Source organism: Pseudomonadota bacterium (genome assembly GCA_013285465.1).
In the GTDB taxonomy this organism is placed as follows: domain Bacteria; phylum Pseudomonadota; class Alphaproteobacteria; order Micavibrionales; family CSBR16-224; genus CSBR16-224.
Genome location: CP053449.1, coordinates 2,085,616 through 2,108,542, shown reverse-complemented (window position 1 = coordinate 2,108,542; position 22,927 = coordinate 2,085,616). Strand labels below are relative to the sequence as shown.

The 22,927-nt window shown below is 52.6% G+C and carries 24 protein-coding genes; 10 read left to right on the top strand and 14 right to left on the bottom strand.

Annotated elements, in window-relative coordinates; genetic code table 11:
* Positions 1–94: 94 nt before the first annotated feature.
* The 3 genes from dksA to HND56_10190 all read right to left on the bottom strand — a co-directional run bounded on the left by dksA (position 95) and on the right by HND56_10190 (position 2,186).
* The gene (gene dksA / locus HND56_10200) at positions 95–532 is read right to left on the bottom strand and encodes an RNA polymerase-binding protein DksA (protein ID QKK06037.1); all 438 of its coding nucleotides are present in this window, start codon (positions 530–532) and stop codon (positions 95–97) included.
* 130 nt (positions 533–662) lie between these two features.
* Positions 663–1,208: a GNAT family N-acetyltransferase gene (locus HND56_10195; protein QKK06036.1), complete on the bottom strand. Its 546-nt coding sequence runs from the start codon at positions 1,206–1,208 to the stop codon at positions 663–665.
* Between the two features lie 96 nt (positions 1,209–1,304).
* Entirely contained in the window at positions 1,305–2,186 is an 882-nt protein-coding gene (locus HND56_10190; GenBank protein ID QKK06035.1) for a mechanosensitive ion channel, read from the bottom strand.
* Between the two features lie 81 nt (positions 2,187–2,267).
* On the opposite strand from HND56_10190, the gene prmC reads away from it, so the two are divergent.
* From prmC to HND56_10175, 3 genes are all read left to right on the top strand, one after another.
* A complete protein-coding gene (gene prmC / locus HND56_10185) occupies positions 2,268–3,134 on the top strand; it encodes a peptide chain release factor N(5)-glutamine methyltransferase (protein ID QKK06034.1) in 867 nt (288 codons plus the stop codon).
* A 298-nt stretch (positions 3,135–3,432) separates the two neighbouring features.
* A complete protein-coding gene (locus tag HND56_10180) occupies positions 3,433–3,867 on the top strand; it encodes a DUF4167 domain-containing protein (protein ID QKK06033.1) in 435 nt (144 codons plus the stop codon).
* A 39-nt stretch (positions 3,868–3,906) separates the two neighbouring features.
* Positions 3,907–4,515: a class I SAM-dependent methyltransferase gene (locus HND56_10175; protein ID QKK06032.1), complete on the top strand. Its 609-nt coding sequence runs from the start codon at positions 3,907–3,909 to the stop codon at positions 4,513–4,515.
* Here HND56_10175 and HND56_10170 read toward each other — a convergent pair.
* From HND56_10170 to HND56_10160, 3 genes are all read right to left on the bottom strand, one after another.
* Positions 4,512–5,453 (bottom strand): acetyl-CoA carboxylase carboxyltransferase subunit alpha, encoded by a 942-nt coding sequence (locus HND56_10170; protein QKK06031.1) that lies wholly within the window; start codon positions 5,451–5,453, stop codon positions 4,512–4,514. The genes HND56_10175 and HND56_10170 overlap by 4 nt on opposite strands.
* 97 nt (positions 5,454–5,550) lie before the next feature.
* The gene (locus tag HND56_10165) at positions 5,551–6,543 is read right to left on the bottom strand and encodes a site-specific tyrosine recombinase XerD (GenBank protein ID QKK06030.1); all 993 of its coding nucleotides are present in this window, start codon (positions 6,541–6,543) and stop codon (positions 5,551–5,553) included.
* A 323-nt stretch (positions 6,544–6,866) separates the two neighbouring features.
* Positions 6,867–7,019 carry a hypothetical protein gene (locus HND56_10160; protein QKK06029.1) on the bottom strand — a complete coding sequence of 51 codons (153 nt, stop codon included), beginning with the start codon at positions 7,017–7,019 and terminating at the stop codon, positions 6,867–6,869.
* Between the two features lie 416 nt (positions 7,020–7,435).
* On the opposite strand from HND56_10160, the gene HND56_10155 reads away from it, so the two are divergent.
* The 4 genes from HND56_10155 to HND56_10140 are packed head-to-tail and all read left to right on the top strand — an operon-like array spanning position 7,436 to position 11,042.
* Positions 7,436–7,975 (top strand): shikimate kinase, encoded by a 540-nt coding sequence (locus HND56_10155; protein QKK06028.1) that lies wholly within the window; start codon positions 7,436–7,438, stop codon positions 7,973–7,975.
* A complete protein-coding gene (locus HND56_10150) occupies positions 7,962–9,077 on the top strand; it encodes a 3-dehydroquinate synthase (protein QKK06027.1) in 1,116 nt (371 codons plus the stop codon). The genes HND56_10155 and HND56_10150 overlap by 14 nt, the downstream gene beginning before the upstream one ends.
* 59 nt (positions 9,078–9,136) lie before the next feature.
* The gene (locus HND56_10145) at positions 9,137–10,441 is read left to right on the top strand and encodes an HlyC/CorC family transporter (GenBank protein ID QKK06026.1); all 1,305 of its coding nucleotides are present in this window, start codon (positions 9,137–9,139) and stop codon (positions 10,439–10,441) included.
* 28 nt (positions 10,442–10,469) lie between these two features.
* Positions 10,470–11,042 (top strand): hypothetical protein, encoded by a 573-nt coding sequence (locus HND56_10140; GenBank protein ID QKK06025.1) that lies wholly within the window; start codon positions 10,470–10,472, stop codon positions 11,040–11,042.
* 64 nt (positions 11,043–11,106) lie between these two features.
* Here HND56_10140 and HND56_10135 read toward each other — a convergent pair whose 3' ends face one another.
* Entirely contained in the window at positions 11,107–11,610 is a 504-nt protein-coding gene (locus HND56_10135; protein QKK06024.1) for a hypothetical protein, read from the bottom strand.
* A gap of 164 nt (positions 11,611–11,774) precedes the next feature.
* Between HND56_10135 and flhB the strand changes: the two genes are divergently transcribed.
* Together flhB and HND56_10125 are read left to right on the top strand one after the other, a co-directional pair.
* Positions 11,775–12,854 (top strand): flagellar biosynthesis protein FlhB, encoded by a 1,080-nt coding sequence (gene flhB, locus HND56_10130; protein ID QKK06023.1) that lies wholly within the window; start codon positions 11,775–11,777, stop codon positions 12,852–12,854.
* A 5-nt stretch (positions 12,855–12,859) separates the two neighbouring features.
* Entirely contained in the window at positions 12,860–13,678 is an 819-nt protein-coding gene (locus tag HND56_10125) for a diaminopimelate epimerase (protein ID QKK06022.1), read from the top strand.
* 11 nt (positions 13,679–13,689) lie between these two features.
* On the opposite strand, the gene HND56_10120 is transcribed toward HND56_10125, so the two are convergent.
* From HND56_10120 to fabA, 5 genes are all read right to left on the bottom strand, one after another.
* A complete protein-coding gene (locus HND56_10120; protein QKK06021.1) occupies positions 13,690–14,427 on the bottom strand; it encodes a hypothetical protein in 738 nt (245 codons plus the stop codon).
* A gap of 109 nt (positions 14,428–14,536) precedes the next feature.
* Positions 14,537–15,064, bottom strand: a complete 528-nt coding sequence (locus tag HND56_10115) for a hypothetical protein (protein ID QKK06020.1) — start codon at positions 15,062–15,064, stop codon at positions 14,537–14,539.
* 9 nt (positions 15,065–15,073) lie between these two features.
* A complete protein-coding gene (locus HND56_10110; protein ID QKK06019.1) occupies positions 15,074–15,886 on the bottom strand; it encodes an SDR family oxidoreductase in 813 nt (270 codons plus the stop codon).
* 54 nt (positions 15,887–15,940) lie between these two features.
* Positions 15,941–17,167, bottom strand: coding sequence for a beta-ketoacyl-ACP synthase I (gene fabB, locus HND56_10105; protein QKK06018.1), 1,227 nt, complete (start codon positions 17,165–17,167; stop codon positions 15,941–15,943).
* A 56-nt stretch (positions 17,168–17,223) separates the two neighbouring features.
* The gene (gene fabA, locus HND56_10100) at positions 17,224–17,742 is read right to left on the bottom strand and encodes a bifunctional 3-hydroxydecanoyl-ACP dehydratase/trans-2-decenoyl-ACP isomerase (protein ID QKK06623.1); all 519 of its coding nucleotides are present in this window, start codon (positions 17,740–17,742) and stop codon (positions 17,224–17,226) included.
* A gap of 221 nt (positions 17,743–17,963) precedes the next feature.
* Here fabA and HND56_10095 point away from each other — a divergent pair, with 221 nt between their 5' ends.
* Complete coding sequence (locus HND56_10095; protein ID QKK06017.1) at positions 17,964–20,231, top strand: adenylate/guanylate cyclase domain-containing protein; 2,268 nt, start codon at positions 17,964–17,966, stop codon at positions 20,229–20,231.
* Between the two features lie 8 nt (positions 20,232–20,239).
* Here the strand turns inward: HND56_10095 and HND56_10090 are convergent, their stop codons facing one another.
* Both HND56_10090 and HND56_10085 read right to left on the bottom strand, forming a co-directional pair.
* On the bottom strand, positions 20,240–20,854 hold the full coding sequence (locus tag HND56_10090; GenBank protein QKK06016.1) for a GNAT family N-acetyltransferase: 615 nt from the start codon (positions 20,852–20,854) through the stop codon (positions 20,240–20,242).
* Between the two features lie 17 nt (positions 20,855–20,871).
* Positions 20,872–21,492, bottom strand: coding sequence for a lytic transglycosylase domain-containing protein (locus HND56_10085; protein ID QKK06622.1), 621 nt, complete (start codon positions 21,490–21,492; stop codon positions 20,872–20,874).
* Positions 21,493–22,927 lie beyond the last annotated feature (1,435 nt).

The following is a 22,927-nucleotide window of genomic DNA, read 5'->3' as shown; positions in this document are numbered from 1 at the left end:
AAGAGAAAACGCCCCCTGCCGTAGGAGGCGTTTTTCCTGTTAAGACCAAAAGTCCTTTTGACGTTTCGTCTTCTTTGTTTATCCGTTTTAAAGACTATTCGCGTTCGTCGCGTCTTGTTCTTTCATGGCGCTCGTGGCGTTCTTGCGCTTCCAGGCTGTAAACAGCGATCGGACGGGCAATCAGACGGGCAACGCCGATCGGCTCGCCGGTCTCTTCACAATAGCCGTAAGTGCCTTGTTCGATTTTTTCCAGCGCTTCATTGATCTTGCTGATCAGTTTGCGTTCACGGTCGCGGGTACGCAGTTCCAGCGCGTGATCCGTCTCGGCAGCGGCGCGGTCTGCAATATCCGGTTTTTGCAGATTATCCTGCTGCATGGTTTCAATGGTTTCGGTCGAACCGGCCAGCAGTTCTTCGCGCCACAACAGCAGTCGTTGACGGAAAAATTCAGCCATTACCGGATTCATAAACTCTTCTTTATCCGTCGGTGTGTAATCGGGGGGTAAAATTGCTTTGCGTGCTTCAATAGACATGGACGTGTACCTCAAATATGGATATTGATTATCTGAAATAAGATAACAATACTTCCTTTACAAAAGGTTAATAAGGACGCCACCTTATCCTGTTTTTGAGCCTAATTCAAGCTTTTTTGAGCGCGCGCGGTTACAGGTCGATCCAGTAACGCATCGTATTATCATCCTGCCAGTCAAAGCTGACAGTGTCTTCAAGGATGCCGCCATTGGCCTCGATAATCTTGCGTGACCCCATATTGCCTTCGGCACAGGTCAGCAGCACGCGGTCGGTTTTCAGGATTTTGCGGGCTTCGTCAAGACACAGCCGCAGCATCAGCGTGCCATAGCCCTGATGGCGGAAACTGGGGCGCACGCCGTAACCGATATGACCGCCGAATTTCAGCAGAAACTCGTTTAGTCTGTGACGCAGGGAGATACTGCCGATAAAGGCCTCATCCAGCACAAGCCAGTAATCGCTGGACGGAACACGTTCATAGGTATTGCCGTCGGGGCAGAGGATTTGGCCGGTTTTGTCCTTGGTGAGGATATTTTCAAGATAGGCGGGGAAATCATCTGCGATGGCATCGATCTCCTCTTTGCTGCGTTCCGTTTCGACACCGCGGACAAAGCCTTCACGCAAGGCTTCGATAAAGCTGTCTTTGAATGCGCCGGAGGGCGTGACGAGTCTGGCCGACATGTTTGATTCCCGAAAGTTATGGACGTCTGTCTCAAGTGTAAAGGGCGGAGCATGTTTGCTCCACCCTTTTATTCTATTGTGCAAGCGATACCGATATTAGGCCGCTTTTTTCGTTTTTGCCTTTGATGATGTTTTGGCTGTGCTTTTTGCAGCAGGCTTCTTTGCTGCTTCATAAATATGCACATCACGCTGCGGGAAGGGAATGCTGATCCCTGCTTTGTCGAATTCCAGCTTGATGGCTTCGATCAAATCGCAACGGGTGGCCCATAAATCGGAGGAGTTCACCCAGGGGCGTACGGCGAAATCGACGCTGTTTGCCGCCAGTTCCATCACGGAAATCATCGGTGCGGGCTCGTCCAGCACACGTTTGTCCGCTTTGACGACTTTCTCAAGGATTTTCTTGGCGGCTTTGATATCGTCATCATAACCGATGCTGAAAACCAGATCGATGCGGCGGGTATCACGTGCCGAGAAATTGGTGATATTGCCGTTCAGGATGTTCTTGTTGGGAATAATAACGATTTTGTTATCCGGCGTTTTCAGCGTTGTTGTCAGGATATTCAGGCTGTCGACGGTTCCCATTGCGCCTGCGGCGTCAATAAAATCACCGACTTTGAAGGGGCGGAACAGCACGATCATAATGCCTGAGGCAAAATTGGACAGCGAGCCTTGCAGGGCCAGACCGACGGCCAGACCGGCAGCGGCGATCGCGGCGGCAAATGACGTGGTTTCAATCCCCATCTGTCCCATAGCGGCGATGATCGTAAAACCGAGCAGCGCATAATAAAGCAGATTTCCGACAAAGGAGACCAGCGTTTTGTCGAGCTTGGCCTTTTCCATTGCTTTGCGGGCGAATTTGGCGGCAACCTGTGAAGCCCAGCGACCGACAAAGAAGATCGCAATACCTGTTAATAACTGTACCCCGTAAATCAGGACGAGTTCATAAAGTTTCGCGAAGTCGATATTCATATTTTCCATGGTGAGTTCCTTTTTCCCTCTTTCTGCTATATAGGAATACATGCGTATTATACGGATGTGAGCATAGCAAAGGATTCGATAATGTCAAATATGTCTGTTGCAGATATATATAAAGAGACAAAAGATATTTTTGCGGCGGCGGAGATTGAAACCGCCGCATTGGATGCGCGTTTGCTGTTATCGGCTGTTTTGGGCATCACGCGCGAGGAATGGGTCACACAAAGAGATCAGTTGCTGACAGATACGCAGATACGGCAGATGCAGGATTACCGCACCCGCCGGATTGACGGAGAGCCTGTTTCGCGCATTCTGGGGCGGCGCGGTTTTTACGGCGCGGATTTTCTGCTCTCTCCCGCGACGCTGGATCCGCGCCCCGATACCGAAACCCTGATCGAAACCGTATTGCGGGAACTGGGCACAGGAAAAGATAACGGCTTTCGCCTGCTTGATCTGGGAACGGGAACCGGCTGCATTGCCCTGACGCTTCTAAGTCTTTGTCCCAAGGCGGAAGCACTTGCCGTTGATATCGCGCCGGAGGCGGTCAAAACCGCGGAAGAAAATGCCCGGTTACTGGGGGTTGCGGATAGATGCCGCGTGCAGGTTCTGGATTGGACCGCAGCGGAAGATGTGAAGAAGCTGGGGCATTTTGATGTGATTGTATCAAATCCGCCTTATATTCCGCATGCGGATATTGCGGGATTATCGCGCGAGGTGAAAGAATTTGATCCGCTGCAGGCGTTGGATGGCGGTGCAGACGGGCTGGATTGCTACCGCGAGATTCTTGCGCTGCTGCCCGCATTATTGGCAGAGGGCGGATTATGCGTCTTTGAAATCGGCTATGATCAGGCCGATGATTTGCGCAGGCTGTGTGAAGAAAGCGGATTTTCCGATATCCGCTGTGCAAAAGACCTGGCCGGACGCGACCGCTGCATTTTTTTTCGCCGCTGAAATAAAGACGCAAAAGGGCAAGAAACCGCTTGATTTCGCGGGTCGGACGGCTATTATGTCCGCATATGCGGAGCTTGAGTGTTATTTTCTGTGCAAAAAAGGGCTTTACCCTTTTGCGCAATCCGCGTTATTATGAATGAAGCCCAGATATTTGTTGCGAAGAAAACTTGCTAACTATATAAAAATACGCAAAAAATATCAAAAACCGGTGCGAAATATAAAAATGCGCGAAAGTAAGAACCGGTAAGGGCTTTTTGGGAGCACTAAAAAACATATCGAAGCACGAGATGGAGCAGCAATGAAACACGGTTCGAACCCCCGGCGTTCACGGAACAGCAACGGTAATAACAGAGCTGGCCGTAACAGAACGAATAATTCCCGCACGCAGGTTTTTGACAGTAACGGCCCCGATGTCCGTATCCGCGGCAATGCACAGCAGGTCTATGATAAATATGTTGCTTTGGCGCGTGATGCCTCAGCCGGCAGCGATCATGTGCTGGCCGAAAGTTATTTGCAGCATGCGGAGCATTATCAGCGTCTGATCAATGCGAATGAAGAGAATAAACAGCAACAACAGCCGCGCAGTACAAACAGCAAGGCGGACGGCGTGGACGGTAATGTTCAGACGCCAGTTGTTGACGGCAAGGATGTTTCTTTGGCGGATGAAATCGAAACCGCTGAAAAACGTAACCGTGCGTCCAATAAAACCGCACGCACACCGGAACCGGCCTGAGTTTAAAAGACGCTTCCTATCCGGTGCAGGAGTGATGCGATGGAACAGCAATGGCGTGATTTCTGGAATGAACGCTATGCACAAGACGGCGCTTTCTTCGGGGAGGCGCCGCTCGCTTTTCTAAAAGATGCCATCTCTCTTTTCCCCCCGCAGGGTAAAATTCTGCTGCCCGCCGATGGTGACGGGCGTAACGGCGTGTTTCTGGCACGGCAGGGTTTTGATGTTCATAGTTTTGACGGTTCTACCGCCGGCGTGCAAAAAGCATTGGCGGCGGCACAGCATTACGGCGTCACGCTGCAGGCGGATGTATCGGGCGTGGAGGAATTTGATTTCAAAACGGGGCATTATGACGGTGTTGTCGTCAGCTATTTCCACCTGATGCCCGATTTGCGGCATGATATCCATGCAAAATATGTTGCCTGTTTGAAACCGGGCGGGCTGCTGCTGCTGGAAGGCTTCAGAAAAGAACAGCTGGAATACGCTTCCGGCGGTCCGCAGGAAGCGGAGATGCTTTTTTCGGAAGAAACACTGCGCGCGGATTTCGGCATGTTGGATATTCTGCGGCTGGAAGAAAGCGTCGAGACCCTGAATAGCGGCAGGCATCAGGGTGAGGGCGCACTTATACGCCTGATTGCGCGGAAATCTTAAAACCGGTCGCCGATTTTCAGGAAACGCTCCTGCCGGTCGCGTTTTAGGGCATCTGCGTCCATGTCTTTCAGCTCATCCAGATGTTTGATAACCGCCTGACCGACATTTTCGATGGTTTTTTGCGGGAAGCGGTGTGCGCCGCCGACCGGTTCGGTAATAATATCGTCAATGATTTCCAGCTCTTTCAAATCCTGTGCCGTCAGTTTTAGTGCTTCCGCCGCATCGCGGGCATAATCGCCGCTGCGCCAGAGGATGGAGGCGCAGCCCTCGGGAGAAATGACGCTGTAAATCGCATGTTCCAGCATAAGAACGCGGTTGGCCGTGGCAATCGCGACGGCACCGCCGGAGCCGCCTTCGCCGATGACAACGGAGATAATCGGCGTGGTGCAGCGCAGGCATGATTCGATTGATTTGGCGATGGCTTCGGATTGTCCGCGCTCTTCCGCGCCGATACCGGGATAAGCACCTGCCGTATCAACCAGCGTAATGACCGGCAGTTGAAACCGCCCGGCCAGTGATAACAGACGCTGCGCCTTGCGGTAGCCTTCCGGACGAGTCATACCGAAATTGTGATGGATGCGGCTGTCGGTATCATGGCCTTTTTCCTGCCCCATAATGACGCAGGGACGGCCCTGAAAACGGCCTAGCCCGCCCAGCAGCGCATGATCATCGCCGAAGAGCCGGTCACCGGCCAAGGGGGTAAAATCCGTCACCAGTTTTTTGACGTAATCGACGAAATGCGGACGCAGCGGGTGGCGTGCAACGGCAACTTTCTGCTGCGGCGCCAGATCGGCATAGGTGTCCTTGACGATGCGGTCGGCCTTTTTGCGCAGGCGCGACAATTCGTCCGCAATGGAGACATCATTGTCATTGCTCATGCGTTCCAGCTCGGCAATTTTTTTCTCCAGCTCGATCAGCGGCTTTTCAAATTCCAGCATCCTCTTTTTTCCTTTTTATTTTTGGAAGCACGAGATTAGCAAAAAAAAGGGAGCTTTCAAAGCTCCCTTTTCTTAGAATTCGCTTTTGTAATCAGGCTTATTTCTCAGCAGCCATCGGATGTTTTTCCGTGACGGTGTCTGTTGCCTGATCATCCAGCACTTGCGTGTAGATTTGCGTGGTCGCGATATCCGCGTGACCAAGCATCTTCTGGACAGAGCGCAGATCAGCGCCGTGCTGCAGAAGGTGCGTTGCAAATGCGTGACGCAATACGTGCGGGCTGACGCGATCCGGATCCAGATCAGCTTGATGCGCCAGCTCTTTCAGAAGCTGTGCAAAACGCTGACGGGTCAGGTGACCGGATTCGGACGTGCGGGACGGGAACAGCCATTTTTCAAGCAGTTCCTTGCGCTCGTGCGACAGGAAACGCGGGCGGATGCGCATATAGTTTTCAAGCGCTTTTTGTGCCGGTTCGGACAGCGGCGCCATACGTTCGCGGCCGCCTTTTGTCTCAACCATGATGAAACGGCAGCCTTCGCCGACAGCCGAAACTTCCAGACCGACCAGTTCGGAAACACGAAGACCCGTCGCATACAGGATCTCAAGCAGAGATACCAGACGGATGTTTTCCGGCGTGCCGCGGCCTGCGGCTGTTTTGATCAGGATGCTGACTTCTTCTTCTGTCAGAACCTTCGGCAGAGCGCGTGTTTGTTTCGGGCTTTCCAGACCTGTGGTCGGATCGTCCTCACGCTTGCTTTCCGTGATCATGAAACCATAATATTGACGCAGGGCGGAAATGCGGCGGGCGATTGTGCGCGCTGCGGTTTTACCGCCGTTGACGTGTTTGCTTTTGCTTTTCGCGTTGTGACGCTCGGCCAAATCCGCAAGATATTCTTTCAAATCATCTGTGGATGCCGTTTCGATGTCTTTGTTCTGCTTACGCAGGAATGCGCAGACATCTGCAAGATCGCGTTCATATGCATGCTTTGTATTCATCGCTGCACCGCGTTCGGAAATCAACATTTCCAAAAACCCTTCGACCGTTACCGGAAGCGGGGCTCTGGGTTGACGGGGACGACCTGGACGTGCCATCTTTCTCTCCTTCTTCTTTCGTTTTCACCATGCGATGCGTTACGGTTATTATCTTTTATAGGAGCGTCTTTAAAAAATATTCCTTTAACAGAAAATTTTTAAAAGCGCTTCATAACGCATCTTTTTCAACTGCCTATACGACATAAGGCCGTATTTTGGCAAAAAAAGCAAGTGCAATATATGAAAATTTTTTAATCTTTTCTTTTCAATGGGATAAGGGAATAGTGGTTTTCCCGTACACATTGCGCACTTGCCGTTTAAAGGGCTGCCTGGAGTTATGCCAATCTTATCTTATGGTGATTCGCTATCTTGTTAGATTACTTCTACTTTTCACCATTATTTCCGAAAAAACGCCCGTTATCCACGGTTTTCTCAACATGTTCTTTCGGCTGGGGCATATCCCAGACGGCCAGCGCCCCGAAACCGACGGTCAGACCAATGAGACAACAAAAAAAGAGGATTGTGATAAAGCGCATAGTTACCTGTTTTCTTTTCAGTTTTTTACTCTATGCATTCTATCGTACTCGATTTAATTGTCCACGGTCAAACTTCGTTTGCCGGGGATTTAGGTGCCTTGGTTTGTCACACGACTGGACTTCTGTATGCAAGCTAAGATACCTATTTACCGTACAGCAGAATATCGCATAGCCATAGGGTATTGTCAATAAGTTTTTTCATAAAATTGGAAAAATATTTCATGATGATGGAAAATAATACAGTGTCTTGATTCTACGTTATTTTATTATGTTCAAGGCGAGCATTTTGTAATATCCGCATTATGTTATTTCATGCGGCGGCGCGGAATTAATTTATTTTCCGCCGCGGAAAATTTAAGTTTTGTTATTTTTCCGGAGCGATTCTACAATCATTTCGAGAGGATAGAGAATTTTACATGGGAAAATCGCGCGAGCAAAACATTGTTCTTGTCGGATTGATGGGGGCAGGGAAGACGCGGGTGGGCCGTGAAATCGCAAAGCTGCTGCATATGCGCTTTGCAGATGCCGACCGTGAAATTGAAGAGGCCGCCGGATGTTCGGTGCAGGAGATCTTTGACCTTTACGGCGAGACGGGGTTCCGTGAGGGCGAGGTTCGCGTTATCGAGCGGCTGCTGACGGAAGGACCGCTGGTACTGGCAACAGGCGGCGGCGCCTTTATGAACGAGGTCACGCGGAACAATATCAAAAATATGGCGGTGTCCGTCTGGCTGAAGGCCGATCTGGATCTGCTGGTGGAACGCACATCGCGCACATCGCACCGCCCGCTTTTGCAAAATACGGATTCCCGCGCCGTTCTGGAGGCGCTGATAGAAAAACGCTATCCGGTTTATGCCCAGGCGGATGTGACGGTGGATTGCAGTGCGGATTTATCACCGCGGGCGATGGGGCATAAAGTAAGAGACGCTGTATTGGAGTATATAAATGGGCATTCATGAAACTGTGACGGTCAAGGCGGCATCGGGCAGTTACCCTGTGCATATCGGCAGCGGGCTTTACGGGCAGCTGGCGGAATTGCTGCCCCCTGCCGCGGGGCGGGGTATCCTGATGACGGATGAAAATGTCGCAGCGCTTTATCAGGATCAGGTTCTGGCGGCGCTGAAACAGGCGGGCTGGGATATGATTGCGGTTTACGCCGTTACGCCGGGGGAGGACAGCAAAAGCTTTGCCAATGTCGAGAAAATCGCGCAGGACATCCTGACAAAAGCCATTGACCGCCGGACAACAATATTTGCGCTGGGCGGCGGCGTTGTCGGTGATCTGGCAGGGTTTATCGCCGCCATTCTGCTGCGCGGCATCGGCTTTGTGCAGCTGCCGACAACGCTGCTGGCACAGGTTGACAGCTCCGTCGGCGGCAAGACCGGTATTAATACGGCTGCAGGCAAGAATTTGATCGGCGCCTTTTACCAGCCGGATGCGGTGGTCATCGACACGGATACGCTTAAGACATTGCCGGAGCGGGAGCTGAAAGCCGGTTATGCCGAAACCGCCAAATACGGGCTGATCCATGATTCGGCGTTCTGGGACTGGCTGCAGGAAAACGGCGCGGCCGTGCTGGCGCTTGATAATGACGCTGTTTGTCACGCGGTGGCGCGCAGCTGTGCGATCAAGGCCGAGATTGTCGCACTTGACGAAAAGGAAACCGATGATTTGCGTGCGCTCTTGAATTTTGGCCATACATTCGGTCATGCGTTGGAACGTGCCGCAGGTTATGATGACCGCCTCCGTCACGGCGAGGCGGTTGCCATCGGCATGGTGATGGCGGCGGAGCTCTCCGAGGCGATGGGGCTGTGCCCGACCGGCACGGCGGAGGATGTCATCAGTCATTTTCAAAAACTGGGGATTCCCGTGCGTCCGCCGTTTTCTGTTGCGGCGGCGGAGATGATGGATTATATGCGTTATGATAAAAAGAACAGGGACGGAAAAATGCGCTTTGTCCTGCTGTGGGAAACCGGCCGCGCCTTTGTCGGCGACGGCGTTTCCGCCGATACGGTGCGGAATATATTGCACACGGCTTTTGCAGGTATAAAAAAAGTGTAAGATAGACGAGATCAGTATCAATCAATTTAATGTTTCTTTTTTAAAGGACGCAAAACATCATGGATATGTATATATGGGGAACGGGTCTGGCAATTCTTGCGCTGCTGCTCTGCTCGGGCTTTTTTTCAGGCTCCGAAACGGCGCTAACCGCATCCTCGCGCGCGCGGATACATGCAATGTTCCGCAAAGGCAATAAACGCGCCGCTGCGGTGAAACAGCTGCAGGAACAAAAAGAGCGTTTGATCGGCGCCATTCTGCTGGGCAATAATCTTGTCAATATTCTGGCCTCGGCTTTGGCGACCTCGCTGCTGATTACGCTGTTCGGAGAAACGGGTGTTGTTTACGCAACACTGGGAATGACGGTGCTGGTGCTGGTTTTTGCCGAAGTGCTGCCGAAAACCTATGCGATTAATAATGCCGAACGCATGGCGCTGGCGGTCTCGCCGGTTTTGCGTCCGCTGGTTTTTCTGCTGGCGCCGATTACCGACACGGTCACGAAAATCGTGGAAACGACGCTGAAAATGTTCGGGGTGCATCTTGACCGCGAGGATGATGATGAAGATCCGGATATCGAGCTGCGCGGCGCGATTGATCTGCAGCGGCAGAAAACCGAGGAAGAGGAAAAAGCCGAAGCCCATGCGATGCTGCGCTCGATTCTTGATCTGGCCGATGTTGATGTTTCCGATATTATGGTGCACCGCCGGAATGTGATGATGATTGATGCGGGGCAGGAAACTGCGGCGCTGGTCGAGGAAGTTCTGAGCAGCCCCTATACGCGCCTGCCGGTCTGGCAGGAAACGCCGGATAATATCGTCGGTATTCTGCATACGAAAATGCTGCTGCGCGAATTGAACCGCTGTGAAGGCGATATGAAAGAGTTCACGATTGAAAACTGCATGTTCGAGCCGTGGTTCATTCCCGAATCCACGACCTTGTTCGACCAGTTGCAGGAATTCCGCCGCCGCCGCGAGCATTTTGCCGTCATCGTCGATGAATACGGCAGTCTGGTCGGGGTTGTGACGCTGGAGGATATTCTGGAGGAAATCGTCGGCGAGATTACCGATGAACATGATGTCGCTGCTATCCAGACGCGTTTCCAGCCCGACGGCAGTTATCTGATTGACGGCAAGGCGACGATCCGCGATTTGAACCGCCAGCTGGACTGGGATTTGCCGGATGAGGATTATGCGACGCTGGCGGGATTGATTCTGCATGAAAGCCAGAGCATTCCCAAAATCGGACAGACATTCAGTTTCTACGGTTTCCGTTTCGAGGTCCTGCGCCGCCAGCGCAACCAGATTACGCTGGTGCGTGTTGTGCCTGTCCGTCCCGAAGAAGACGGGGAAGAGCAGGCAAGCGGTTAATGTTTGTGATTAATGTCTTGGATATCTAATGTCGAATAATAAGACACCTATTATTTATGATTTTGACCCACGCAACCTGCCTGCCGAATATTTGCATGCAATAGGATTAGTGACGGCGGCCTGTGCACAAACAGAATCTGTCTTACAAGACCTGATTGGTGCTCTTCTTGAGATTGATAATGCTAAAACTATAGCTCTAACTACTCACATGTCTTTTCCATTAAAGAATGACATTCTACGCACACTAGCTGAAATTGAAGCTCCAGACATTAAAGAACTGGATAAGCTTGATGAACTATTAGATGCTGTTAAACAAGCACTAGATAAACGCAATACGATCGTTCATAACGCATTCGCTATACATCCTGACACGAGAGAAGTTTTTAGCCTGAGAGCAAAGGCCAGAGGTAGCCTACAGTATGATCTGAAGAAAATACCTGTGCAGGAAATTGAACATGATGCTGCTACGATCTATCAGGCAGGTGTGGATATTATGAGTTTTATGATATCGAGAGGATTGTCTCCTCAGCTAAGAACAACACCGCTTCGGGGAAGTGTTAAGAGAGGTGTTAAGGCACGAAAGGAAAGAAACGATACTTAGTTTGTATTGTTCTGGCAGTCTCTCTACGTGCTTAAGTATTTGTTATGAGCGGATAGCAAATAAATTAGCGTTTCGGATGGCCGCGCCGCATCGGCAGGCGGACGATCTCGCCGTTTTTCAGCTTATCAATGAAGTTCTTGCAGTCATTGACGGCTTCCAGACGGGCTTTGTTCATGCGCCCCTGCGTGCCGGAGAATTTTTGCAGGCTTTTGGAAATCAGGGAATTCTGCCCCGGACCGTCCAGAATCGTATCCTGCATGACATAGATTTCATCGGCTTCGGGAATGCGGCCTTCGGCTTCAAAGCGTTCGGCAACATTTTTGGACACGAAATACGGGTTGTCGGTTTTTTCGCGGGCGATGTTGAAGGCCTGCCGCAAACCGCTGACCAGATGCATCGGATCGAAAAGAACGGCGCGTTTGACTTTATCCAGCCGGTTCAGGGTCGCAGAAAGTTTGTCTTCGTATTTTTCCCGCCATTCCTGCACATTGACCAGCTTGTCGGCGCGCGGGTTAAAAGCGGCATGAAGTTTTTCGGTGATGTGTTTTTTCGGCGCGGAATCTGTCATCGCTTCTTCTCATCCTTTTGATTGCTTAGCGCGGGGAGCAGAGGCTCAAACCCGCGACAATATACATAAGGGCGGGCATGATTGTCAATGGTTTTGTCTTGACGGCTGTGCTATGATCGGAGGCATATCATTCTTATCAGACAGGAAGCACACGGACCGGATCAATGGCCGAGGAAGACGACTTTACAGACGACAGTCAGAAGACCGAGGAACCCTCGCAGAAGAAACTGGAGGATGCGCGAAGGCGCGGCCAGGTTGTTCTAAGCCGTGAGGTCAATACATGGGTGATGCTGCTGGCTGGTGCGATTATCATCAGTATGCTGGGGCCGTACACGCTGTCACATATGAAGGATACGCTGACCTTCTTTCTGGCCAATGCCCATCATATTCCCACGGATCCGAAAGGGCTGCAGCAGACGGTGGAAATGCTGTTCGGCGAAATCGGCATGTTATGGCTGCTGCCGCTTTTGATTGTTTTTGTGGCGGCGATTGCAGGGCCGTTCTTGCAGATCGGCCCGCTGTTTTCTGCGGAAACCCTGAAACCGAGCCTGAGCAAAATTTCACCGATTAAAGGCTTTGGACGCCTGTTTTCCCTGCGTTCGCTGATGGAATTTGTGAAGGGGGTTTTGAAAATTTCGGTCATTGCGGCGGTGAGTGTCGCTGTTTTATGGCCGGCCTTCCCGACCATCGAGCGTTTCATCTATTTTGATTTCTCCGAGATGCTGCAGGAATTTGATATGCTGCTGCTGCAATTGCTGGCGGCGGTCATCGCGGTTTTGACAATTATTGCCGTGCTGGATTACATGTATCAGCGTCATGACTTCATGAAAAAAATGCGCATGAGCCGTCAGGAATTAAAGGAAGAATATAAACAGGCCGAAGGGGACCCGCAAATCAAGGCGCGTCTGCGCGAATTGCGTGAAACGCGCGCCCGTCAGCGTATGATGGCGGCGGTTCCCGAAGCTGATGTCGTGATTACCAACCCCGATCATTATGCCGTGGCTTTGAAATATGATCCGGCAAATATGAATGCGCCGGTGATGCTGGCCAAAGGTGTGGATGATGTGGCGCAGCGTATCAAGGAGATTGCCAAGGAAAGCAAGGTGCCTATCGTTGAAAACCCGCCGCTGGCGCGGGCGCTGCATGGCGGGATGGATATCGGCGAAACGATTCCGGCAGAGCAGTATAAGGCGGTTGCCGAGGTGATTTCCTATGTCTTTAAATTGAAAAACAAGAGGCTTTGACGCGGATGACGCTTCCCTTTATCAAAATGCACGGGCTGGGCAATGATTTTGCAATCTTTGATATGCGCGGGCGTGATGCGGGCGTGCTGGATACGGATGTCATCCGCAGGCTGTCCGACCGCAAAACGGGCATCGGCTGTGACCAGTTCATTGTGCTGGAAGAGACGAAACATGCTGATGTGTTTATGCGTATTTTCAATACCGACGGCAGTCAGGCCGAGGCTTGCGGTAATGCCGCCCGCTGTGTCGGGGCGCTGCTTTGTGAGGAATTGGGAAAAGATGCCGTCACCATCGAGACGGTGGCGGGAATGCGCTACGCCGAAAAAGCGGGAGACGGGCTTTATACGGTGAATATGGGCGCGCCGCGCTGGGGCTGGCAGGAAATCCCGCTATCCGAGGAACAGGACACGGATTCTCTGGCGCTGCCGCTGCCGGGGGTGGATAAGGCGCTGGCGGTGAATGTCGGCAACCCGCATGTGGTGTTTTTTGTCGAAAATGCGGCAAAAGTCCCGCTGGAGGAATGGGGGCCTGCCGTGGAAAATCACGCATTGTTTCCCGAACGTACCAATGTTGAATTTGTCGAGGTACAGGCGCGGAATAAACTCAGGATGCGGGTCTGGGAACGCGGTGCAGGCGTCACGCGGGCTTGCGGGTCAGGGGCTTGTGCGGCGCTGGTCTGTGCGGTCCGCGCGGGTAAAACCGGACGTACGGCGGAGATTATTCTGGATGGCGGTACGCTCTCCATCACATGGGACGACGAGACGGACAGCATTATGATGACAGGTCCTGTCGCTGAAGTTTTCCGCGGTGACGTCAGTCTTTAAATGTCAAAAAATTAGTGGTTCATGCTGTGATGTTTGGCGTATTTGCGCATTGTGCGCGGATCTGTTGCGCCCAGCAATATGCTGAACAGCAAAAGCAGTCCGACCCCCGGAAGAGAGTTTGTTATGCCGGCCTGTTTCAGATTTTGCGCTTCACCCGGACTGCAGGCATAGATATCGGCGGCATTGTCGTATTTTATCCGGCATTCGTCAAAAGCACCGGCATTGTATTTTGCAGCGATGGTGTTTTCCAGCGGAATACCCGACTTTGCAAGGTCTTTCAGGAAATTGTCTTTATCCGTTTCGGTCAAATCACTATCCAGTGCCAGCGCTTCCAGAAATTTCGGTAATTCGCTGTCCAGCATGCGCTGCCTTGCCGCATCATCTTCAGGGGATTCGATGTAAGCGGGAATCTCCGTTCCCAACACATCCAGGCGTTTCAGCGTTTCCATGGTCGCAGCGCTATTGCGGGCATCAACGCCCTGATCCAGCTGCGTATGCAGAGATGTCAGTGTCCGGGCGGTTTTTTGAAAGGCTTCATGGACAACGGCGCGGTTTTCCGTACCTGTTTTATCGGGCAGGGCATCATTGGAATGAATGGCCATACCGCCCACAAAGCATAACAGGCTGATGAGGCTGCCACCAAACAGCACGGTTTTAACGGGCTCTTTATAATCGGACCCGTCTTTGTTCGCAAAAATTTTCAACGTCTTATCCGCATAGGCTTTGCGAAGCTCTTTGAAATCAGCCATCAGTCTCGTCCTTTTTTCTTATATGAAAGGAAATAACTATAACGGCATCCGCTTTTTATGTCAATATTGAGCGATTTTTTATATTTTAAATCAGGCTGTTAGGTATTTATTATTTGGATTCTGTGCAACTTTCCAGCATCCAGAGTTCCGGCGTTTCGGGGCCGGGCGGGGTTTTGGCGTCGGTCAGGAATGTGATACGTTTTGATTTCTCCCAGTTCGCATGGCGAAAACGTGTGCCGAAATTCGGCAGGATCAGCGCATGCGGCGCGGTTTCGTAATTGCCGTTGCGGCTAAAATCCTCATTGGCGGGATAAAAACGCGCGCCGTCGATGGTCGGGATAATGCCGCCGAAGGGAAAAGCCAGTGACATGCGGTAGCGGCTCAGCTCTGCTGCTGTCGCGGCATCGCGGACATGAATGATAAAATCATGCCAGCGGTCCATGCCCTTTTTTCCCGCAGGCGGCGGCGTGACCGTCATACGGTAATCCAGCGCGCGTTCTTCTGCGGTATAATAAGCGGGATGCGGTTTGAAAACCGCCTGATAAATCGGGCAGGGCTCACCGGCGCGGGCAGCGGCAGGAAAAAGACTGATAAAAAAGCACAGGCAGCAGAAAAACCGGCGGGCAAGGCGCATCATCGGCGCGGCCTAATCGCCGTTTCCGTTGCCGTTCAAAGCGACGGCGCAGACGGTTTCCTTTTTCGGCATGCCGACAATATTGAAACCGCAATCAACGTAATGATTTTGGCCTGTGACGGCGGCGGAAAGGTCGCTCAGGAAATACAAAGCGGCATTGCCGATATCTTCCAGATCAACCGAACGCGGCAGCGGTGACGCCTGCTGCGTGTATTTGAACGTATGGCGGGCATTGCCGATGACGGCACCGGCCAGCGTGCGCATCGGCCCCGGTGAAATCGAATTCACGCGGATTTTCTTCGGCCCCAGATCAACGGCCAGATAACGGACGGAGGCTTCCAGCGCGGCTTTTGCAACGCCCATGACATTGTAATTGGGCATGACGCGTTCCGAGCCCAGATAGGTCAGGGTGATCATGCTGCCGCCATCCGTCATCAAATTCTTCGCGCGGCGGGCGATCGAGGTGAAGGAATAGCAGGAGATATGCATCGAGGTCAGGAAATTTTCCAGCGAGGTATCGACATAATCGCCTTTCAGCTCGTTCTTGTCGGAAAAGGCAATGGCATGGACAAGAAAATCGATCTTGCCCCATTGTTTTTCTAGATCGGAAAACAGCCGGTCGACATCTTGTTCCGATGACACGTCACAGGGAAGGACGATATCGGCACCAATGCTGTCGGCCAGCGGTTTTACGCGCTTTCCAAAGGCATCGCCCTGATAGGTGAAGGCCAGCTCCGCGCCTTGCGCATGCAAGGTCTGCGCAATGCCCCATGCGATGGAATGGTCATTGGCGACCCCCATAATCAGGCCTTTTTTTCCCTGCATCAATTTTCCGTCAGTCATCTTTTAATCTCTATCGTTCGAGGTTCTTGGCAAAAATTACCCGTCATATTTTCCCAGTGCCAGCGTGCAATTCGTGCCGCCAAAGCCGAAGCTGTTTGACAGCGCGACATCAATCGCGGCGTTTTCCGTTTTGCTGACAACCGGCACATCACCCATGGCGGGGTCAAGCGTATCGATATTGGCGGAACCGGCAATAAAGCCGTGTTTCATCATCAGTAAGGCGTAAATCGCTTCCTGTACGCCTGTTGCGCCCAGCGAATGGCCGGTCAGCGATTTGGTCGAGCTGAATTTCGGAATATTGCCGTCACCGAATGTGGCTTTCAGCGCTTCAATTTCTTTCATATCGCCGACAGGTGTCGAGGTGCCGTGCGTGTTGATATAATCAACTTTGCGGCCGTCAAGATTTTGCATGGCCATTTTCATGCAGCGCTGTGCGCCTTCGCCCGAGGGGGCAACCATGTCATAACCGTCCGAAGTCAGGCCGTAACCGATGATTTCGCCGTAAATTTTCGCGCCGCGGGCTTTTGCATGTTCCAGCTCTTCCAGAACCAGCGTGCCGCCGCCGCCTGCAATCACGAAACCGTCGCGGGCTTCGTCATAAGCGCGGGAGGCTTTTTCCGGCGCATCATTATATTTGGAGGATAAAGCCCCCATCGCGTCGAACAGCACGGTCAGCGACCAGTCCAGCTCTTCCCCGCCGCCGGCGAACATAATGTCCTGTTTGCCGTATTCGATCATTTCCGCGGCATTGCCGATGCAATGTGCCGAGGTCGCGCAGGCCGAGGTAATGGAGTAATTGACCCCCAGAATTTTGAACGGCGTTGCCAGCGTTGCCGAATTGGTGCTGGACATGCAGCGCGGCACCATATAGGGGCCGACGCGTTTCGGGCTGCCTGCACGCGCGATATCGGCGGCGGCAACAAGGTTTTTCGTGGAGATACCGCCTGATCCGGTAATCAGCCCCGTGCGCTCGTTGGAAACGTCTTTTTCTTCCAGACCCGCATCGGCGATGGCATCGGCCATGGCGATATAGTTATAGGCCGCACCGTCACCCATAAAGCGCAGCAGTTTGCGGTCGATTTTTTCCTGCAGATCAATGTCAACCGCGCCGTGAACATGGCTGCGGAAACCCATTTCAGCATAGGTATCGCTGAAAACAATACCGGAACGGCTGTCCTTCAGTGATTGCGTGACCGTTTCCTGATCATTACCGATACAGGACACGATGCCCATTCCCGTGACAACAACGCGTCTTTTTTGCATGTTTCTCTCCGTATCCTTGAAATGAGGGGGATTGATGTCTTGCCTTGATTGGCGTTTTACATCGTGCTCGGATTTGCGAACAGGCCGACTTTCAGATCCTGCGCTTCATAAATGGTTTCACCGTCAACCGTGACCGTACCCGCACCGATGCCCAGCACCAGCTTGCGGTTAATGACGCGGCGCAGATCGACCGTATAGGTGACCAGCTTGGCTGTCGGCAGAACCTGACCTGTGAATTTCACTTCGCCGACACCCAGTGCGCGGCCGGAACCTTCCGCACCTGTCCAGCCGAGGTAAAAGCCGAGCAACTGCCACAGCGAGTCGAGGCCGAGACAGCCCGGCATAACCGGATCATCATGGAAATGGCAGCCGAAAAACCACAGGTCGGGCTTTACATCCAGCTCCGCCGTGATGAAACCTTTATCATAGGCGCCGCCCGTTGCGCTGATTTCCGTGATGCGGTCAAACATCAGCATCGGCGGCAGCGGCAGCTTCGCATTGCCGGGGCCGAACATTTCGCCTTTTGCGCAAGAGATCAAATCATCGTAAGAATAGCTGCCTTGCGGCACATGCAGGTTGGTGGATTTTTCTGTCATATTTTTTATCGTCTCAACTGCTGTTTTCAAGCCTGAAAAGTCCCTTTTTGTTAATGTCGTTTATGCAACACCCCTTATAATTCCAATGGAAAGCGAGTGCAAGGAAAATCAAAATAGCCTCTTCTGAAAGATTTTTATCCCGTGTAGAATGAAAGCGGACAGAAAAATCAGATGGATACAGCCCGGCTGAAATCATTATTATGGGACGATCATTAAAAGGACGGTTTTGGGATATTCTGGTGCTGCTGGCATTGCTGGCGGGGCTGGTTGCCATGCATCAAAGCAACAAGCCTTTGGTGAAGCGGCTGAATTTTATTGCCTTTGATTATTATAACCGCATTTTTCCGCGGGATACGAATGCGCCGCGAATTATGCCTGAAAACGGTATTGACGGTGTAGTGATTGTCGATATTGACGAGGCATCGCTGCAGCATAAAGGACAATTCCCCTGGCCCCGCGTCATTGTCGCCGATCTGGTCGACAAGCTGGCGGAGATGCAGCCGAAATCCATCGCTTTTGATATCGTCTTTGCGGAGGAGGACTGGACCTCGCCCGGAAAAATCGCGGAGCTGATTGAAGGGCGGCAGGGCAGCGGTGATCTGAATTTAAGCGTTTTGCGCAATCTGCCGGACCATGATGATATTCTGGCCGAAACAATCCGCAAAGCGGGGAATGTCGTGACCAGCTTTGTCGGGTCGGAACAGCAGATACCGAGCATTCCCGTCAAAACCGTAAGGCTGTTCAATGCCGGTGTATCACCTGCGCCGGAGGATTTTCTGTTTGCGACTGGAAATTTTGCGACAACGATTGACCGGCTGGCCTCTGCCGCAGCAGGGAACGGCAGTTTTACCCTGAGACCGGAAAGCGACGGCGTGATCCGCCGTATGCCGATGCTGATTGCAGGTCCGGGCAAGGACGGCATGGTCGATGTGTATCCCTCACTGCCGCTGGAGGCTTTGCGCGTTGCCTTGGGGCGGCGGGTCGTGACGGTGACAAGTTCTAAAGAGCCGAGTTCCGAAGGTTACGGCATCACGGATTTGAAACTGGGCGATTATCACATCCCGATCGACCAGAACGGCCATATTCTGGTTTATTACAGCGGACATCATCCGGAGCGTTATATCCCGGCATGGGAGGTGCTGGACGGCAAGGTCGCACCGGAGAAAATCAAAAACAAAATCGTGATGATCGGAACCTCGGCGGAGGGATTGAAGGATATGCGTTCTTCGCCGCTGGATAAAATCGTACCGGGTGTGGAAATTCATGCCGAAATTCTGGAGCAGATTCTGGCGGGGCAACATTTGGAGAGATCGGAATATTTCGATTTAACCGAGTTGGTTACGATGATCGGTGCCGGTTTATTGATGATTTTATTGGCACCTTTTGTCGGCACGGCGGCGCTGGCCTCGCTGGGCTTTCTGATTCTGACGGGGGTTTCCGGTGCCTCGCTTTATATGTATCAGCAAAGCGGCATGCTGATTGATCCCGTTTATCCGGCGATTGTAACCCTGACGATGTTTATGGCGGCGGCAATCCTGAGCAATCTGCGCACCGAGCATGAAAAGCGCTTTTACCGCGAGGCTTTCGGTCACTATATCTCCGAGGAATTGATGAAAGAGGTGCTGGCCTCGCCTGAAAAACTGGCGCTTGGCGGTGAGGAGCGGGAGCTGAGTGTGATGTTCACCGATGTGCGTAACTTTACCTCCATCGCCGAGACCATGCCGCCGGATGCGCTGATTAAAATGATGAATGATTTTCTCACCCCGATGACCTCGGCGATTATGGCGCAGCGCGGCACGATTGATAAATATATGGGTGATGCGATTATGGCTTTCTGGAATGCGCCTGTCGATGTTGCCGATCACCCGCGCCGTGCCTGTCTGGTGGCGCTGGAAATGCTGGGCCAGCTGGACGGCGTCAATGAACAAATCAAAAAAGACGCGAAAAAGCAAAAACGCGATTTCCGCAGGCTGGACATGGGCATCGGTTTGTCGACGGGGCTATGTTCGGTCGGAAATATGGGCTCGAAACAGCGTTTTGCCTATTCGGCAATCGGTGACAGCGTCAATCTGGCGGCGCGGTTGGAGGGGCAGACAAAAACCTATAAACTGCCGATTTTGCTGGGCGCACAGACGGCGGAAGCGGCGGATGATCTGGCCTTGCTGGAAATTGATCTGTTGACGGTGAAAGGCCGTACGGAGCCAGAGCGTATCTTTACGCTGCTGGGGGATGCGGATTATGCGGCAACGCCGAAATTCCAAAGCTTGAAAAAGGCACATGATGACATGCTGAAACAGTACCGCGCGGGTGCGTTTAAAAAGGCGCGGGATATTTTAAAGGATAAATGCGTTTCGAAAGCGCCGAAACATCTGGCGGAATTTTATGCCATGTATCTTGAACGGATTGAAAATTACATCAAAAACCCGCCGCAAAACTGGACGGGTGTTTATGTTGCCACCGGAAAATAGAAGGGGGGTCACGGGCGCGGATCGTCTTCCAAAAGGCCGTAAAGGATATGGTCGCGCCAGTCGCCTGCGATTTTCAAATGTTTACGCACCATGCCCTCGCGCGTGAAGCCGAGCTTTTGCAAGACGCGGCGGCTGGGAACATTTTCCGGCAGGCAGGCCGCGGCGATTTTGTGCAGCTTTAATCCTTTGAAACTATAATCGCAGACCGCGCCGACCGCTTCGGTCATATAGCCTTCCGCCGCATAATCCTTGGCAATCCAGTAGCCGAGCGTTGCATATTGCCCTGCGCCGCGCACGACATTATTGACATTGACGCAGCCGACCAGCTGTTTGCTGTCGTTTAGAAACAGCAGAAAGCTGTAGCCCTGATCGCGCCGCCATTTCTTTTCCCGCGCAGACAGGAAGGAATGGAAATCTTTCGGCAGAACTTCTCGCGCAGGCCATGCCGGTTCCCACGGTTCCAGAAAGGCGCGGCTTTCGCGGCGGGCATTGATCCATGCCTTCTGGTCGCTTTCGCGCGGCGGGCGCAGAATCATGCGCGGCGTTTCCAGCACCACGGTCTCGAATTCCGGCACATGCGGTTTTCTGCTGATGATATTGCTGACAAAAGAGGAAAGCGGCACCGCGGGCTTTCTCCTTTTTAAAACAGGCTGGACAGGCGCACGAATTGTGTTTCGGGCGCAAAGCGGTACATATAAACGAACTGGTTTTCCAGCACGCGCTGGACGTAATTGCGGGTTTCGTAGATCGGGATCATTTCGATCCAATCGATCATGGCTTCATCGCCGGCGCTGCGCGGATCACCCATTTCTTTCAGCCAGCGGTCAACGCGCCCCGGCCCGGCATTATAGGCGGCAACGGCCATGACGGCGGAGCCGTTATAGCGGTCAAGCATCTGTTCCAGATAAGTCGTGCCCAGCATGATGTTATAGGCGGGGTCGGACAGCAGCGCATCGACACCGTTTGCAGGGCGCGGAATGCCCAGTTTGACGCGGGTCTGTCCGGCAGTGGCAGGCATCAGCTGCATCAGACCGAGTGCACCGGCAGGGCTTTTGGCGGTGGTTTCAAAATTGCTTTCCTGACGGATCAGCGCATGGGTCAGCGTAATGTCGCGGGCGCTGCGGCGCGGCATCCATGTCTTGGGCAGGGCGGGATAGCCGTCTTCAAACAAAATTGATTTTGCGCCGGACAAAATCTTTTTCGCGGCAAAAACATTGTAATGATATTGCTGCGTGTCTTTGCCCATTTCAACCAGCATCATATATTCCGACGGGGTTTCGGCGGCGATCAGCGCGGCACGGAAAAAAGGCTGTGCCTCTTCATGCAGACCGGCGGCATTCAGGAATTTCAGGACGCGCATATTGTCATTTTGTGCGAATTTCTGCTGTTCGGCGGCATTGATTGTCATCGCGCCGCCCGTCAAAACGGGACGAATATCGACATTCGAGAGTTTTTCCACCGCATGCTGGCCGTAAAATGTCGCCGGATGCGCGGCGGCAGCCAGATACCATTGCCGCGCTGTTGAATCTTGTTTCAAGACTTCCGCAGCGCGTCCCGCCCAGTAAGCCGCACGTGACAGGCTGACCGGGGTGGAAACATTCTGGTGCAGGCTGTGGAAATGGAAGAAGGCTTTGCGCGGCTTATTCAAAAAGCGCAGTGCCAGAAAACCCGACAGGAATTCCGCCTGCGCAAAGGAAAAGCCGCTTTTTTGCTGATGCGTGGAAACAAGCTTATAGGCGGTTTTATAATCCTGTTTCTCCATAGCGCGGCGTGCCAGAATATGCCTTTCGCGCCACCAGCGGTCAGGGGCGGGGCCAAGGTCCTGCGGCATATTGGCAGGACTCAGCAGTTCCGCGGCACCGTCATCCATATCCTTGTTGCGCCGCCAATAGACCCGCGCATAGAGAAGCCCCGCATCTTTTTGCAGATTTTGCGGCACGGCATTAATGGCAGTATCGACACCGGAATTCAGACGCATCAGCTGGATACGGGCCTCAACCAGTTTACGGTCGGCCTTGCTTAGGAAGGGCAGCAGATATGTGCTTTCCGTCAGGCGCTGCTGCCAGAACAAATGATCCGCACGGGCGCGGTGGTCTTCTGCCGACAGGTAACGGCTGTAATTCGCGGCAAAATTGGCGGTTTCTTTGGCGGAAAGATCAATATGCGGCCATGTGCGGCGCAGTATATTGGCAGCTTTGGCGTGGTCGCCGTCTTTTTGTAGCGCCTTTAGATATTTATCCAGCCCGTCACCGCTGCGCGGCGGGAATTTTGCGAACCAGTCTTCCATTTCGCGGCTGCGGGCATCTGCGGGAAGTTTCTGTTCAATCAATTTGCGCAGCGTGCCGGATTGCGGCCATGCGGGATGGCGGTCCAGAAGCGCTTGCAGGGATTTATAAGGTACGTCCTGCTTGGTTTGCAGCGCTACATACCACAGCGATAAATCACCGATGAGTGCGATATCGGACAGGGATTTGATTTGCCCGGATCTGACGGCTTTTTGCAGCCCGTCAAACGGCGTTGCGGCACGGGCTTGTGCCGGCATTAGCAAGAGGGCGCAGAGGCACAGGCAGAAAAACGCGCGATACGGACCCCAAAACAGGTCTTGGTATTTGCAGTCTGCCTTGTTCCGCTGTATAGTGAGTGCCGATAATAACATGGCTTGTCCCAAACCTCTCCTTATCGTCTCAATCTATCAC